The organism is Pseudoduganella sp. LjRoot289, assembly GCF_964252925.1.
Taxonomy (GTDB): domain Bacteria; phylum Pseudomonadota; class Gammaproteobacteria; order Burkholderiales; family Burkholderiaceae_D; genus Rugamonas.
Window position 1 is genome coordinate 1,567,966 of record NZ_CAXUPN020000001.1, and the last position, 14,686, is coordinate 1,582,651.

The following is a 14,686-nucleotide window of genomic DNA, read 5'->3' on the forward strand; positions in this document are numbered from 1 at the left end:
CCACATTGCGGTCATCCACACTGGCGCGCGGATGGGCTGCCCCTTATTGCGCGACCCAGCCGCCGTCCATATTCCACGCCACGCCGCGTACCTGCTTGGCAGCATCGCCGCACAGGAACACGGCCAGCGCGCCCAACTCCTCCGGCGTGACGAACTCGCCGGACGGCTGCTTGTCGGCCAGCAGCGCCTTTTTCGCCTCCTCGTTGCTCAAGCCTTCCTTGACGGCGCGCGCGTCGACCTGCTTTTGCACCAGCGGCGTCAGCACGAAGCCGGGGCAGATGGCGTTGGCTGTGACGCCGGTCTGCGCCGTTTCCAGCGCGGTGACCTTGGTCAGGCCCACCAGGCCGTGCTTGGCCGCCACATAGGCCGACTTGCCGGCCGAACCCACCAGGCCGTGCGCCGACGCCAGGTTGATGATGCGGCCCCAGTTGCGCCCGCGCATATAGGGCAGCGCCAGGCGCGAGGTGTGGAAGGCCGAGGTCAGGTTGATGGCGATGATGGCGTCCCATTTCTCGACCGGGAAGTCTTCCACATTGGCCACGTGCTGGATGCCGGCATTGTTCACCAGCACGTCGATGCCGCCGAACTTGTCGGCCGCGAAGGCGAACAGGGCTTCGATTTCCTTGGCTTTCGACATGTCGGCGTTGTGGTAGGCGGTCTGCACGCCGAATTCGTGCGCCGTGTCGGCCTGCAATTGCGCGATCTCGGCGGCGTCGCCGAAGCCGTTGAACAGGATGTTGGCGCCTTCGGCCGCCAGCGCGCGCGCCATGCCCAGGCCGATGCCGGACGTGGAGCCGGTGACGAGTGCGGTCTTGCCGCGGAGGAGGGAGCTGGCCATGGTGTTCCTTTAAGAAAGTGTGGTAGTTGTCGGATGGGAAATGGGTGCGCTAAACTTCATAAGATTTTAAGCGCAACGCCGGGTAAAATGTCATACGTTGAAAAAAAGGACACAGCATGCTAGAGCCAAAATTAAAGTCTGTTCAGTGCATCTCGCCCAGCGGCTTGCACCAGATGGCCTACAAGGAGTGGGGCGACCAGGACAATCCCAACGTGCTGATCTGCGTCCACGGCGTGACCCGCGTGTCGGACGACTTCGACAATATGGCGCGCGCGCTGGCCGGCGATTACCGCGTGGTGGCGCCCGACGTGGTCGGCCGGGGCCGCTCCGGCCGTCTGCGCAACCCGGAACTGTACCGTCTGCCCCAATACGTGGCCGACATGGTCACGCTGGTGGCGCGCGTGACCGCGCGCGGTCCGCGCAGCACCGTGGACTGGTTCGGCACCTCGATGGGCGGCTTGATCGGCATGGGCCTGGCCTCGCTGCCGGACAGTCCGATCAGCAAACTGGTCCTCAACGATATCGGCCCGGTGCTCGACCCGGAAGCGCTGCAGCGCATCGGCGACTACATCGGCCAGCACCTGCGCTTCCCGACCTTTGACCTGGGCGCCAAATTCGTGCGTGACGTGTCGCTGCCGTTCGGCCCGCATACCGAGGCGGAATGGCACAAACTGGCCGCCGATGTTTTGCGCCAGGACAACGACGGCCAGTGGGTGCGCCACTATGATATGGGATTGGCCCAGCCGTTCCGCTCGGCCACGCCCGAATCGGCGCGGGCCGACGAGGCGATGCTGTGGGCGGCCTATGACGCGATCCGCTGCCCCACCTTGCTGGTGCGCGGCGCGCAATCGGACCTGCTGTCCCCAGCGACAGCATTGAGCATGACCCAGCGCGGGCCAAAAGCCACGCTGGTGGAGATACCGGACGTCGGTCACGCTCCCACCTTCCTCCATGACGACCAGATCGCCATCGCGAAGAAGTTTTTACTTGATCAGTGACATTTTTTTAATAAACACAACAGAAAGAATAGTATGGAAATCAATCGCCTGCACATTGGCAAACGCCTGTCCGAAGTTGCCATCCACAACGGTACCGTGTACCTGGCCGGCCAGATCGCCAACGACACCAGCAACGACATCGTGGGCCAGACCCAGGAAGTGCTGGCCAGCATCGACCGTCTGCTGGCCGAAGCCGGCAGCGACAAGACCTGCATCCTGAGCGCTCAGATCTACATCACCGACATGGCGCTGTTCCCCGGCCTGAACGAAGTGTGGGATACCTGGGTTCCGCAAGGCCACACGCCGGCCCGCGCCACCGTGGAAGCCAAGCTGGCCAACCCGGCCTGCCTGGTCGAAATCGTCGTGGTTGCCGCCCAGCGTTGATGTGTTTCTGTCGTTCCCGCGCAGGGTGTAGCAGGGAATTCGCAGCGCATCGCTCTGCGCCTGCGAAACGACCGGCATGGGGGAACCCATAGGCAGCGTGTGTGCACGCGGCGCATGGATTGCACAGCGGCACGCCGCCGCCTGCGCGGGAATGACAATCGATTTAACTTAGCAAGAGGTAACATGGTTTCTATTGCCGCGCTCAACAGCGCAACGTCGGACCAGCTGGTCCAAGGCTTGTCCGCCGAGGATGGCGCGCGGGTCCTGGCCGCGCTCGACTTGGCCAGTGAAGCGTATGGCGACAAGACCTGCAGCAGCGGCCAGGGTGCCTTCGACTTCGCCGTCGGCGTCGCCGGCACGCTGGCCTTCCTGCGCACCGACGCGGAAACCCGCATCGCCGGCCTGATGTTCGAGCTGACCTTGCTCGACCCGAGCCAGGCCGCCATGATAGAACCCCGTTTCGGCGTGCCGGTGGCCGAGCTGGTCAACGGCGTGCGCCAGCTGATACGCTTGCGCGAGCTGACCCAGAGCCATCCTGCCGGCGCGCCCGGACGCGGCAAGAACGCGGCCCAGCAAGCCATGGCGCAAGTGGAAACGCTGCGCAAGATGCTGCTGGCCATGGCCAGCGACATGCGCGTGGTGCTGGTGCGCCTGGCGTCCTGCGTGACCACCTTGCGCTACTTCGCCGACATCAAGCGCTTCGACGAGCTGACCCGCAACTACGGCCGCGAAACGCTGGACCTGTACGCGCCGCTGGCCAACCGGCTCGGCATCTGGCAGCTCAAATGGGAACTGGAAGACTTGTCGTTCCGCTTCATCGAGCCGGAGGCGTACAAGCGCATCGCCAAGATGCTGGAGGAAAAACGCATGATGCGCGAGGGCTTCGTCACCTCGTCCATCACCCGTTTGCAAAACGAGCTGGACAGCGCAGGCATCAAGGCCGAAGTGTTCGGCCGGCCCAAGCACATCTACTCGATCTGGAGCAAGATGCGCGGCAAGGAGCTGGACTTCACCGAGCTGTACGACGTGCGCGCCTTCCGCGTCATCGTGGCCGACGTCAAGACCTGCTACACCGTGCTGGGCGTGGTGCACAACATCTGGACCCCGATCCCGAAAGAATTCGACGACTACATCTCGCGGCCCAAGCCGAACGGCTACCGTTCGCTGCACACGGTGGTGACGGCCGACGACGGCCGCCCGCTGGAAGTGCAGATCCGCACCCAGGAGATGCACAATTTCGCCGAGTACGGCGTGGCCGCGCACTGGCGCTACAAGGAAGAGGGCGGTTCGAACTTCCAGGGCCAGAAGTACGATGAAAAAATCGCCTGGCTGCGCCAGCTGCTGGCCTGGAAATCCGACGTGGCCGATGCCGTGGTCGGCCAGGAAGACATCCAGCGCGAATGGGTGGAGAAGCTGAAATCGGCCTCGCTGGACGACCGCATCTTCGTGCTGACGCCGCAGGCCCGCGTGCTCGAACTGCCGGTGGGCGCGACCCCGATCGACTTCGCCTACCACCTGCACAGCGATGTCGGCCACCGCTGCCGCGGCGCGCGCGTGGACGGCATCATGGTGCCGCTGAACACGCAGCTGAAGAACGGCCAGACCTGCGAAATCATTACCGCCAAGGGTGCGCCCGGCACCGCCGGACCGTCGCGCGACTGGCTCAACCCCGAATACACGGTCAGCAGCCGGACCCGCTCCAAGGTGCGCGCGTGGTTCCACGCGATCGACCAGCAGGAAACGCTGTCCCACGGCCGCACGCTGGTGGAGAAGTCGCTGCAGCGCGAAGGCAAGACGGCGGTCAACCTGGAAGCACTGGCGCACAAGCTGGGCTTCGCCAAGGTGGACGATTTGTTCATCTCGGTGGGCAAGGAGGAATTCAGCCTGCGCCACGTCGAGCAGGCGCTGCACGACAGCGGCGAGCCGGCCGAGGTGGAGGACGCGGTGGTGCTCGGCAAGAGCCGGGCCTCGAGCGTGGAGCAAGGCGCCAAGTCGGGCGTGCTGGTGGTGGGCACCGACGGGCTGATGACGCAGCTGGCCAAGTGCTGCAAGCCGGCGCCGCCGGACAGCATCGTCGGCTTCGTCACGCGCGGCAAGGGCGTGTCCATCCACCGCACCACGTGCAAGAACTTTGCCGAGATGCGCGCCAAGGCGCCGGAGCGCGTCATCGTCACCGAGTGGGGGCGCGCGGTCAACGAGACCGTGTACCCGGTCGGCATCTTCGTGCTGGCGGGCGACCGCCAGGGCCTGCTGCGCGACATTTCCGAGATCTTCTCGCGCGAGAAGCTCAACGTGATCGGCGTCAACACGCAGAGCGCGAAAGGGCAGGCGCGCATGACTTTCACCGCAGAAATCGGCTCCACGGCGCAACTGCAGAAGGCCTTGTCGGCGATCGCCGAGGTCAGCGGCGTGCTGGAAGCGCGCCGGGCCTAGGCGCCGCCGCCATCGCAAGCCACCTTGTCATTCCCGCGCAAGCGGGAATCCATGCTGAGTATGGATCCCCGCCTGCGCGGGGATGACACGATAAGCGCGGGGACGACACGATATGCGCGGGGACACGATATGCGTGGGGATGACACGATATGCGCGGGGATGACACGAAAAGCGCGGGGATGGCACGATAAAGGTGACCGCAGGACGCGCGGGAGCGGCAGCCTACGCGGCCAGTTCGGCCTGCAGCGTGACGTGGTCGATGCCGTGCCGCGCCAGCAGCATGGTCTTGATGGCGGCCAGGATGGCCGGCCATTCCTGCAAGTCCCGCACTTCGATGTGGCCGATTAGCGCCGGCTGGCCGGGCGACATCGACCATACGTGCAGGTCGTGCACGGATTCCACGCCCGCCACTTGCTCGAGGTCGGCGCCCACCCGTTTGTAGTCGATCTGCTCCGGCACGCCTTCCATCAAGTGGTGATAGGACTCGCTCAGTATCCCCAGCGTTGATTTCAGAATCAGCAGCGAGACCAGCACCGACAGCAGCGGGTCGATCTGCATCCAGCCGGTGTACCAGATCACGGCGCCGGCGACCAGGGCGGCGACCGAACCCAGCAAGTCGCCCATTACATGCACCAGTGCGGCGCGCGTGTTCATGCTCTTGGTGTCGTGCGACAGCACCCACGCCACCAGCAGGTTGATGCACAGGCCGATGCCGGCCACCACGAACACGGTGCCGCCGGCAACCTGTTGCGGCGCGCTGAAGCGCTGCACCGCTTCGAACACGATCCAGCCCACCACGCCCAGCATCAGCAAGCCGTTGACGAAGGCGGCCAGCGCCTCGGCGCGGCCGTAGCCGAAGGAGTAGCGCGCCGACGGCGGGCGCTTGGCGATCAGCTGCGCCAGCAAGGCCAGGCCCAGCGCGGCGGCGTCGGTCACCATGTGGCCGGCGTCCGAAATCAGCGCCAGCGAATTGGCCAGGAAGCCGGACGCCGCCTCCACCGCCGCGAAACCCAGCGTCAGCGCGACCGCCCAGGCCAGGATCTTCAGGCTGCGGTCGCCCACATAGTGCTTGTGCTGGGCGTCGCCCGCGCCGTGCGCGTGCAAATGGGTGCTGTCTGTGTGCATGGGTTTTATTTGTAGGTGCCGCAGGTGATGACGAACTGGCCCACTTGGCGGAACCAGGCCGACTTGGCTTGCATCTGCTGCGTCAGCGGCTGTATCCATTTATAGTCGACCGGCCCTTGCTGGCCCTTGGCCGCCTTGTCCAGGATTTCGCGCACGAAGTATTTGTCCTCCTCGTCGCGGTAGTCGAAGACATTGATACCGACCAGGCGCGGTATCGCGCCGTGCGCCATCACCTTGCCGTGGCTGTCGTAGATCACGATATACAGGTCGCGGTAGGTGAAGCGGCCCTTGGGGTTGCTGGCTTCGAAGAAGGTCTTGGCCGGACCTTCGTCCACCAGGTAGGCGGCGGTCTTGTTGATCAGGGCCAGCGCCTCGGCGGGCGTGCCATGTTCGGCCGCGCGGGCGCTCAGGCAGAGCAGCGCGGCGGCGAGGAGAGCGAGCAAATGTTTCATATTTTTGGTGTTCTGTGCGACGGCTGAATATAGCATAGTGGGGTAGAGCAATGTTTTCACGTTTGCCCCTTGTGCTTCCCGTTTTCACTCTCTATAATGCTGGTCTTCGGGCGGTTAGTTCAGCTGGTTAGAATACTTGGTCGACATCCAAGGGGTCGGGGATTCGAATTCCTCACCGCCCACCAGAACATGTAGTAAGATGGTTTTCCGTAGTTGTAGTTGCGGCAAGGCAGTACCAAAGGGCGGTTAGTTCAGCTGGTTAGAATACTTGGTCGACATCCAAGGGGTCGGGGATTCGAATTCCTCACCGCCCACCACCAACATTATGTAAGAGCGAGAAAGGCAATCCGGTTATGACACCGCGAACTACTACCAAGGTTAGTAAGTAACGCTAGTCACCGGCTTTCTCACGCTATCACATTGAAGAAAAACGCGGCTAGCCCGCGTTTTTTTTCGTCCGCATTTTCCTATACTTCCGTTTCACACACTTTTCCGGCATTTGCCGACTGGAGAGCATGATGGTTGCAGTCCGACTTCCCGATGGTTCCGTACGTCAATTCGACGCCCCTGTGACGGTGGCCCAGGTGGCTACCAACATCAGCACCAGCCTCGGCAAAGCCGCGCTGGCAGGCAAGGTCGACGGCAAAGTGGTCGATACCTCCTTCCTGATCGAAAAAGATGCGGACGTCGCCATCGTCACCGAGCGCGACCCCGAAGGCCTGGACGTGATCCGCCACTCGACCGCCCACTTGCTGGCCTACGCCGTCAAGGAGCTGTTCCCCGACGCGCAAGTGACCATCGGTCCCGTCATCGAAAACGGCTTCTACTACGATTTCTCCTACAAGCGCCCGTTTACCCCGGACGACCTGGTGGCGATCGAGAAGAAAATGGCCGAGCTGGCCAAGAAGGACGAGCCGGTCACCCGCCAGGTGCTGCCGCGCGACGAGGCCGTGGCCTACTTCAAGTCGATCAACGAGCACTACAAGGCCGAGATCATTTCCTCGATCCCTGCCGACCAGGACGTCTCGCTGTACAGTGAAGGCAAGTTCACCGACTTGTGCCGCGGCCCGCACGTGCCGTCGACCGGCAAGCTGAAAGTGTTCAAGCTGATGAAGCTGGCCGGCGCCTACTGGCGCGGCGACTCGAAAAACGAGATGCTGCAGCGCGTCTACGGCACCGCCTGGACCAAGAAGGAAGACCAGGAGCAATACCTGCACATGCTGGAGGAGGCCGAGAAGCGCGACCACCGGAAGCTCGGGAAGCAGCTGGACTTCTTCCACTTCCAGGACGAGGCGCCGGGCCTGGTGTTCTGGCACCCTAAGGGCTGGACCATCTGGCAGCAGGTCGAGCAGTACATGCGCAACAAATACCAGGTCAACGGCTACCAGGAAGTGAAGGCGCCGCAGATCCTGGACGCCACCCTGTGGGGCAAGACCGGCCACTGGGACAACTACCGCGAAAACATGTTCGTGACGGAATCGGAAAACCGCTCCTACGCGCTCAAGCCGATGAACTGCCCGGGCCACGTGCAGATCTTCAACAGCAATATGCGCTCCTACCGCGACCTGCCGCTTCGCTACGGCGAGTTCGGCCAGTGCCACCGCAACGAGCCGTCCGGCGCGCTGCACGGCATCATGCGCGTGCGCGGCTTCACCCAGGATGATGGCCACATCTTCTGCACCCAGGAGCAGATCGAGCCGGAAGTGGTGTCTTTCCACACCCAGGCGATGGAGGTGTACGCCGACTTCGACTTCACCAACATCGAAGTCAAGCTGGCCCTGCGCCCCGACAACCGCATCGGCACCGACGAAGTGTGGGATGAAGCCGAGGATGCGCTGCGTTCCGGCCTGCGTGCCTGCGGCGTGACTTGGACCGAGCTGCCGGGCGAGGGCGCCTTCTACGGCCCGAAGATCGAATACCACCTGAAGGATTCGCTGGGCCGCCCATGGCAGGTCGGCACCATGCAGGTCGACTTCTTCATGCCCGAGCGGCTGGGCGCCGAATACGTGGCGGCCGACAACTCGCGCCAGGTGCCGGTCATGCTGCACCGCGCAATCGTCGGCTCGATGGAGCGCTTCATCGGCATCCTGATCGAGAACTACGCGGGTGCGCTGCCGATGTGGCTGGCGCCGGTGCAAGTGTCGGTGCTCAACATCTCGGATGCGCAAGCCGATTACGTCCAGGATGTGGCCGCCAAGCTGCGCAAGCAGGGCTTCCGCGTGCAGACCGATTTGCGCAACGAGAAGATAACGTATAAAATACGCGAACATTCCGTCCAAAAACTGCCGTACATCCTTGTTGTCGGCGACAAAGAGCGGGATGCCAACACTGTGGCCGTGCGGGCGCGTGGGAATGTCGATCTGGGCGTAATGTCCATCGACGCCCTGGTTGAGCGACTCCTTGAGGACGTTGCCAACAAAGCCTGACCCCGAGGAAACTCGCATACCGGTCTATCATCAGATTTTTAAAGGAAACTACAATAGCTACTGACAAGTCGCATCGCATCAATGGCGAAATCACCGCTCCCGAAATGCGTCTGAGCGGGGTTGAAAACGAACCGCTTGGTATCGTGAGCCTGGCCGAAGCCTTCCGCCTGGCGGAAGAAGCGAACGTCGACCTGGTGGAGATCGCCCCGACGGCGGTCCCTCCAGTGTGCCGTCTGATGGACTACGGCAAGTTCAAGTATTCGGAGCAGAAGAAAGCCCACGAAGCGAAGCTGAAGCAGAAGATCATCGCCGTGAAGGAAGTCAAATTCCGTCCCGGTACCGATGACGGCGATTACAATATCAAACTGCGCAACCTTATCAAGTTCCTCGACGAGGGCGATAAGACCAAGATCACGCTGCGTTTCCGCGGCCGTGAAATGGCGCACCAGGATATCGGTTTCCGCATGCTTGAACGTCTGAAGGCCGACCTGGAGCCCTACGGCCAGGTCGAACAGTTCCCGAAGATGGAAGGCCGCCAGATGATCATGGTCCTGGCGCCGAAAAAGAAGAAGTAAGAAGCATTCTGTCATTCCCGCCAGCGCGGGAATGACACTTATTTGCGAAACTGGGCTATAATCCGGTTCCGCAAAATGTAGTGGCCATCGCAAGCCGGCCGCTGCATCAACAAGTGAAAGCAGGCCTCTAAGCGCGGCGTAGTGCTGCCACCTGCAATCCTGTTAATTTGGAGCTGTCCGTAAGGACAGATGTGTTATGCCAAAAATGAAGACCAAAAGCTCCGCGAAAAAACGTTTTCGCGTGCGTCCAGGTGGTACTGTTAAATCGGGTATGGCTTTCAAGCGCCACATCCTGACCAAGAAGACCACCAAAAACAAGCGTCAGCTGCGTGGTACCCGTAACATCAACGCGTCGGACGTCACGTCCGTCATGCGTATGATGCCTACCGCTTAATCTCACACTCATTTAAGGAGCTAATATGCCTAGAGTAAAACGTGGGGTTACTGCGCGTGCCCGTCATAAAAAAGTACTGAACCTTGCCAAAGGTTACCGTGGTCGTCGCAGCAAGGTATACCGTGTTGCCAAGCAAGCAGTCATGCGCGCTGGCCAATATGCTTACCGCGACCGCCGCAACAAGAAGCGCGTCTTCCGCCGCCTGTGGATCGCCCGTATCAACGCCGCTTCCCGTGAGCATGGCGTGACGTACAGCGTATTCATGAACGGTCTGAAGAAGGCGAACATCGAGCTGGACCGTAAGGTTCTGGCCGATATGGCTGTGATGGACAAGCCGGCCTTCGCCGCGATTGTCAACACCGTCAAAGCAAAAATCGCTGCCTGATATCGGCGTTTGATGCATAGCGCTGCCTACGGCGGCGCATGAGAGCGGGGCAAGGTGTGAACCTGTGCCCCGTTTTTAATTTCCAAGACAGGAATATTGCTTGATGAACTCCCTGGAAGAACTGGTTGTCTCGGCACGTGCTGACTTTATCGCCGCCGCAGACGCCGCCGCACTTGAAAACGCCAAAGCCAAGTACCTGGGCAAGACCGGCCAGATCACCGATTTGATGAAGGGCCTGGGCAAGCTCGACCCCGAGGCGAAAAAAGCCCAGGGTGCGCTGATCAACGCCGCCAAAGTGCAGATCGAAGCCGCGCTCACCGCGCGCCGCGACGCCATGGCCGAAGCCCAGCTGCAAGCCCGCCTGAACGGCGAGGAAATCGACGTCACCTTGCCAGGCCGCGGCCGCGCCGGCGGTGGCCTCCATCCCGTGATGCGCACCTGGGAGCGCGTCGAGGAGATCTTCCGCTCGATCGGCTTCGACGTGGCCGGCGGCCCCGAGATCGAGACGGACTGGACCAATTTCACCGCCCTGAACAGCCCGGAAAACCATCCGGCCCGCTCGATGCAGGACACCTTCTACATCGACGGCAACGACAGCACCGGCAAGCCGCTGCTGCTGCGCACCCACACCAGCCCGATGCAGGTGCGCTACGCGCGCACCCACACGCCGCCGATCAAGGTGATCGCACCCGGCCGCACCTACCGCGTCGACAGCGATGCCACGCACTCGCCGATGTTCCACCAGGTCGAAGGCCTGTGGATCGCCGAGGACATAAGCTTCGCCGACCTGAAGGGCGTGTACCTGAACTTCGTCAAGGCCTTCTTCGAGACCGACGACCTGCAGGTGCGCTTCCGCCCCTCGTATTTCCCGTTTACCGAACCGTCGGCCGAGATCGACATCGCCTTCGGCAGCGGTCCTTTGAAGGGCCGCTGGCTGGAAGTGTCCGGCTCGGGGCAGGTGCATCCTTCGGTGGTGCGCAACTTCGGCCTCGATCCCGAGCGCTACATCGGTTTCGCGTTCGGCTCCGGCCTCGAGCGCCTGACCATGCTGCGCTACGGCATCAACGACCTGCGCCTGTTCTACGAAGGCGACCTGCGTTTCCTGAAACAGTTCAACTGACACGGCCATCATGTCATTCCCGCGCAGGGCTCGGGGCCCCCGCGGGAATCCATGCCGCGCCACCCCTGGTCGCCTCAGCATGGGTTTCCGCCTACGCGGGAACGACATGGATAACATGAAAGCTCGAAATTATGCAATTCTCTGAAAATTGGCTGCGTACCCTGGTTGATCCGAAGATGACTTCGGACGAGTTGGCTCACATGCTCACCATGTCCGGCCTGGAAGTGGAAGAAGTGGAGCCGGTTGCTCCGCCGTTCTCGAACGTGGTCGTGGGCCATGTGCGCGAGATGGCCAAGCATCCGGACGCGGACCGCCTGAACGTGTGCCAGGTCGATGTCGGCACCGGCACCATGCTCAACATCGTGTGCGGCGCGCCCAATGTGCGTCCGGGCCTGAAGGTGGTGTGCGCCATGGCCGGCGCCTTGCTGCCGCCCGGCGCGGACGGCAAGCCGTTCGAAATCAAGGTGGGCAAGCTGCGCGGCGTCGAGTCGCAGGGCATGCTGTGCTCGGCCAAGGAACTGAAGCTGTCCGAAGAAGGCTCGGGCTTGCTCGAGCTGCCGGACGACGCGCCGGTCGGCCAGAATTTCCGCGACTACTACGCGCTCAACGACCTGAAGTTCACCATCAAGCTGACCCCGAACAAGGCGGACTGCCTGTCGGTGCTGGGCGTGGCGCGCGAAGTGTCCGCGCTGACCGGCGTGCCGCTGACCCTGCCGGCTTTCCGCACCGTGCCGGTCACGCTGGACGAAGTGCTGCCGGTGAAGATCTCGGCGCCGGACCTGTGCGGCCGTTTCTCGGGCCGCGTGATCCGCAACCTCAACGCCAAGGCCGCCACCCCGGAATGGATGAAGCAGCGCCTCGAGCGCAGCGGCCAGCGCCCGGTGTCGGCGCTGGTGGACATCTCCAACTATGTGATGCTGGAACTGGGCCGTCCGTCGCACGTGTTCGACCTGGCCAAGATCCACGGCGGTCTGGACGTGCGCTGGGGCAAGGCCGGCGAAACGCTGAAGCTGCTGAACGGCAACACCGTTCCGGTCGATGAATGGGTGGGCGTGATCGCCGACGACAAGGAACTCGAGTCGCTGGCCGGCATCATGGGCGGCGACGCCACCGCCGTTTCGCTCGAGACCGAGTCCATCTACCTGGAAGCGGCATTCTGGTGGCCGAACGCCATCCAGGGCCGGGCCCGCAAATACAATTTCTCGACCGACGCGGCGCACCGCTTCGAGCGCGGCGTGGACTACGCCACCACGGTCGAGCACATCGAGCGCATCACCTCGCTGCTGGTGGAAATCTGCGGCACCCCGGCCACGCAAGTGGGCCCGGTGGATGACCAGATCGTCAACGTGCCGCAGCCCAAGCCGGTGCAGATGCGCACCGCGCGCGCCCGGAAAGTCATCGGCGTGCCGCTGAGCGACGAGCTGGTGGCCGACATCTTCACCCGTTTGGCGCTGCCGTTCACGCTGGAAGCCGGCGAAAACGGCGGCGTCTTTTCGGTGACTGCGCCGTCCTACCGTTTCGACATCGAAATCGAGGAAGACCTGATCGAAGAAGTGGCGCGCGTGTACGGCTTCGAGAACATCCCGGCCGTGGCGCCGGTGGCCCCCAACACCATGCATATCGCGCCGGAGAACACCCGTTCCCTGTTCGCGGTGCGCCACCAGCTGGCCGACTACGGCTACCAGGAAGTGGTGAACATGAGCTTTGTCGAAGCCCAGTGGGAACTGGACTTCAGCGGCAATGACAACCCGATCAAGCTGCAAAACCCGATCGCCAGCCAGATGGGCGTGATGCGCTCCTCGCTGATCGGCAGCCTGGTGGCCAATGTGCGCTACAACCTGAACCGCAAGGCCAACCGCGTGCGCGTGTTCGAGCTGGGCGCCATCTACCAGCGCGACGCGTCGGTGCAGGACGGCCCGCTGAGCGTGGCCGGCTACAGCCAGCCGCAGCGCGTGGCGGCCCTGGCCTACGGCCCGCTGGCCGACGAGCAGTGGGGGCAGGACAGCCGCCTGGTCGATTTCTTCGACGTCAAGGCCGACCTCGAGCAGCTGTTCGCGCCGCTGGCGCTGCGCTTCAGCAAGGCGGCCCACCCGGCGCTGCATCCTGGCCGCTCGGCCAATGTCGAGCTGGACGGCAAGGTGATCGGCTTCATCGGCGAACTGCACCCGCGCTGGCTGCAAAAATACGATTTGCCGCAGGCGCCCGTGCTGTTCGAAGTCGATGCAATTGCCTTGCAGAAACGTAATGTGCCAAAATACAGCGAGATATCGAAATTCCCGGGCGCCACGCGCGACCTGGCGCTGGTGGTCAAGCAAGCGGTGCCGGCGCAAGGCCTGCTCGACGCTTTCCGCGCGGCGCTGCAAGGTCACGACCATGGTAAGCTGGTGCAAGCCATTGTTTTGTTTGATGAATATCGCGGCAAGGGGCTGGAGGCGGACGAGAAATCGCTTGCTTTCCGCTTTAGCTTGCAAGATACTCAAACCACCCTGCAGGACGATGTGGTGGACGCCGTGATGCGTGCGGCGGCCGAATCGGCGCAGCAGCAGCACGGCGCCAAAGTGCGCGCGTAGGGACTTCTCCCTGAATCCGGCTGCGGCCGGATTCTCGTTCCAAGGATTCTCGTTCCATTTATAAGGCAGGGCAGCAAAATTAATAATAACGACGTCAATACCGCCGTACTCGAATCCGCCCTGGACGCCGAGCTGCACAGCGCGATGCTGGTGGCGAAAGTGCGCCAGGAAGCGGAAAAGGACATGCCGACCTTGACCAAGGCGGAGCTGGCTGAGCTGTTGTTCGAACAGGTCGGCCTGAACAAGCGCGAAGCCAAGGACATGGTGGAAACCTTCTTCGACGAGATCCGCAACGCGCTCGAGCGCGGCGAGGCCGTCAAGCTGTCCGGTTTCGGCAATTTTCAGCTGCGCGACAAGCCGCAGCGCCCGGGCCGCAATCCGAAGACCGGCGAGGAAATCCCGATCACGGCGCGGCGCGTCGTCACTTTCCACGCCAGCCAGAAGTTGAAGAGCATGGTCGAGGAAAGCAATCCTATGGCGCGCGCCGCCTGAGTGAGACAGCAGCATGAACGATAGGCCAGGCAAGTCCGAACTGGTGGTACTGCCGCCGATCCCGGCCAAGCGCTATTTCACGATAGGCGAGGTGAGCGAGCTGTGCGGCGTGAAGCCGCACGTGCTGCGCTATTGGGAGCAGGAGTTCACCCAGCTCAAGCCGGTCAAGCGGCGCGGCAACCGGCGCTACTATCAGCATCATGAAGTGCTGCTGATACGGCGTATACGCGAATTGTTATATGAACAGGGCTTCACCATCAGTGGCGCCCGCAACAAACTCGATAGCCGGGGCGCCGATCCGGTGCAGGCAGGGTATGATGACGGTTATGAGCGCGATGCGCAGGCGCCGGACGCGCCGCCGCCGCTGGACCGGGAAATGATACGCAGCGAACTGCTGGCCATCCTCAGCTTGCTAAGCTGATCGTGGTGGCGGCACACATGAAGGCGCGCCGCTAGCGCCTTTTTTTTCGCGTAGAATAGCAGTGCAACTATAT

14 protein-coding genes and 2 tRNA genes are annotated in these 14,686 nt (G+C 62.6%); 13 read left to right on the plus strand and 3 right to left on the minus strand.

The genetic code is table 11. The features are described from left to right. Positions 1-43: 43 nt before the first annotated feature. Complete coding sequence (locus ACSQ8Y_RS06865; protein WP_436265707.1) at positions 44-838, minus strand: 3-hydroxybutyrate dehydrogenase; 795 nt, start codon at positions 836-838, stop codon at positions 44-46. 116 nt (positions 839-954) lie between these two features. Here ACSQ8Y_RS06865 and ACSQ8Y_RS06870 point away from each other — a divergent pair, with 116 nt between their 5' ends. From ACSQ8Y_RS06870 to ACSQ8Y_RS06880, 3 genes are all read left to right on the plus strand, one after another. Beyond that, positions 955-1,836, plus strand: coding sequence for an alpha/beta fold hydrolase (locus ACSQ8Y_RS06870; RefSeq protein WP_436265708.1), 882 nt, complete (start codon positions 955-957; stop codon positions 1,834-1,836). A gap of 33 nt (positions 1,837-1,869) precedes the next feature. Further along, positions 1,870-2,220, plus strand: a complete 351-nt coding sequence (locus tag ACSQ8Y_RS06875) for a RidA family protein (RefSeq protein ID WP_436265709.1) — start codon at positions 1,870-1,872, stop codon at positions 2,218-2,220. A 183-nt stretch (positions 2,221-2,403) separates the two neighbouring features. Beyond that, positions 2,404-4,653, plus strand: coding sequence for a RelA/SpoT family protein (locus ACSQ8Y_RS06880; protein WP_436265710.1), 2,250 nt, complete (start codon positions 2,404-2,406; stop codon positions 4,651-4,653). A 222-nt stretch (positions 4,654-4,875) separates the two neighbouring features. Here ACSQ8Y_RS06880 and ACSQ8Y_RS06885 read toward each other — a convergent pair whose 3' ends face one another. Both ACSQ8Y_RS06885 and ACSQ8Y_RS06890 read right to left on the minus strand, forming a co-directional pair. Beyond that, positions 4,876-5,778: a cation diffusion facilitator family transporter gene (locus ACSQ8Y_RS06885; protein WP_436265711.1), complete on the minus strand. Its 903-nt coding sequence runs from the start codon at positions 5,776-5,778 to the stop codon at positions 4,876-4,878. 5 nt (positions 5,779-5,783) lie between these two features. Beyond that, positions 5,784-6,230: a cache domain-containing protein gene (locus ACSQ8Y_RS06890; RefSeq protein ID WP_436265712.1), complete on the minus strand. Its 447-nt coding sequence runs from the start codon at positions 6,228-6,230 to the stop codon at positions 5,784-5,786. Positions 6,231-6,338: 108 nt separating this feature from the next. On the opposite strand from ACSQ8Y_RS06890, the gene ACSQ8Y_RS06895 reads away from it, so the two are divergent. The 10 genes from ACSQ8Y_RS06895 (at position 6,339) to ACSQ8Y_RS06940 (ending at position 14,613) form a co-directional block, all read left to right on the plus strand. Next, positions 6,339-6,415: transfer RNA gene (locus tag ACSQ8Y_RS06895), tRNA-Val, on the plus strand. Between the two features lie 55 nt (positions 6,416-6,470). Beyond that, a tRNA-Val gene (locus tag ACSQ8Y_RS06900) sits at positions 6,471-6,547 on the plus strand. 201 nt (positions 6,548-6,748) lie between these two features. After that, a complete protein-coding gene (gene thrS / locus ACSQ8Y_RS06905) occupies positions 6,749-8,656 on the plus strand; it encodes a threonine--tRNA ligase (RefSeq protein WP_436269774.1) in 1,908 nt (635 codons plus the stop codon). Positions 8,657-8,685: 29 nt separating this feature from the next. Beyond that, a complete protein-coding gene (gene infC, locus ACSQ8Y_RS06910; RefSeq protein WP_436269775.1) occupies positions 8,686-9,231 on the plus strand; it encodes a translation initiation factor IF-3 in 546 nt (181 codons plus the stop codon). 196 nt (positions 9,232-9,427) lie between these two features. Beyond that, positions 9,428-9,625 carry a 50S ribosomal protein L35 gene (gene rpmI / locus ACSQ8Y_RS06915; RefSeq protein ID WP_008449407.1) on the plus strand — a complete coding sequence of 66 codons (198 nt, stop codon included), beginning with the start codon at positions 9,428-9,430 and terminating at the stop codon, positions 9,623-9,625. Between the two features lie 25 nt (positions 9,626-9,650). Further along, positions 9,651-10,010: a 50S ribosomal protein L20 gene (rplT, locus tag ACSQ8Y_RS06920; RefSeq protein WP_436265713.1), complete on the plus strand. Its 360-nt coding sequence runs from the start codon at positions 9,651-9,653 to the stop codon at positions 10,008-10,010. Positions 10,011-10,113: 103 nt separating this feature from the next. Then, positions 10,114-11,130: a phenylalanine--tRNA ligase subunit alpha gene (gene pheS / locus ACSQ8Y_RS06925; RefSeq protein ID WP_436265714.1), complete on the plus strand. Its 1,017-nt coding sequence runs from the start codon at positions 10,114-10,116 to the stop codon at positions 11,128-11,130. A gap of 131 nt (positions 11,131-11,261) precedes the next feature. Then, complete coding sequence (gene pheT, locus ACSQ8Y_RS06930; protein WP_436265715.1) at positions 11,262-13,700, plus strand: phenylalanine--tRNA ligase subunit beta; 2,439 nt, start codon at positions 11,262-11,264, stop codon at positions 13,698-13,700. A gap of 144 nt (positions 13,701-13,844) precedes the next feature. Next, positions 13,845-14,192 carry an integration host factor subunit alpha gene (locus ACSQ8Y_RS06935; RefSeq protein WP_057157010.1) on the plus strand — a complete coding sequence of 116 codons (348 nt, stop codon included), beginning with the start codon at positions 13,845-13,847 and terminating at the stop codon, positions 14,190-14,192. A 13-nt stretch (positions 14,193-14,205) separates the two neighbouring features. Continuing rightward, positions 14,206-14,613, plus strand: a complete 408-nt coding sequence (locus ACSQ8Y_RS06940) for a MerR family transcriptional regulator (protein ID WP_436265716.1) — start codon at positions 14,206-14,208, stop codon at positions 14,611-14,613. Positions 14,614-14,686: the final 73 nt, after the last annotated feature.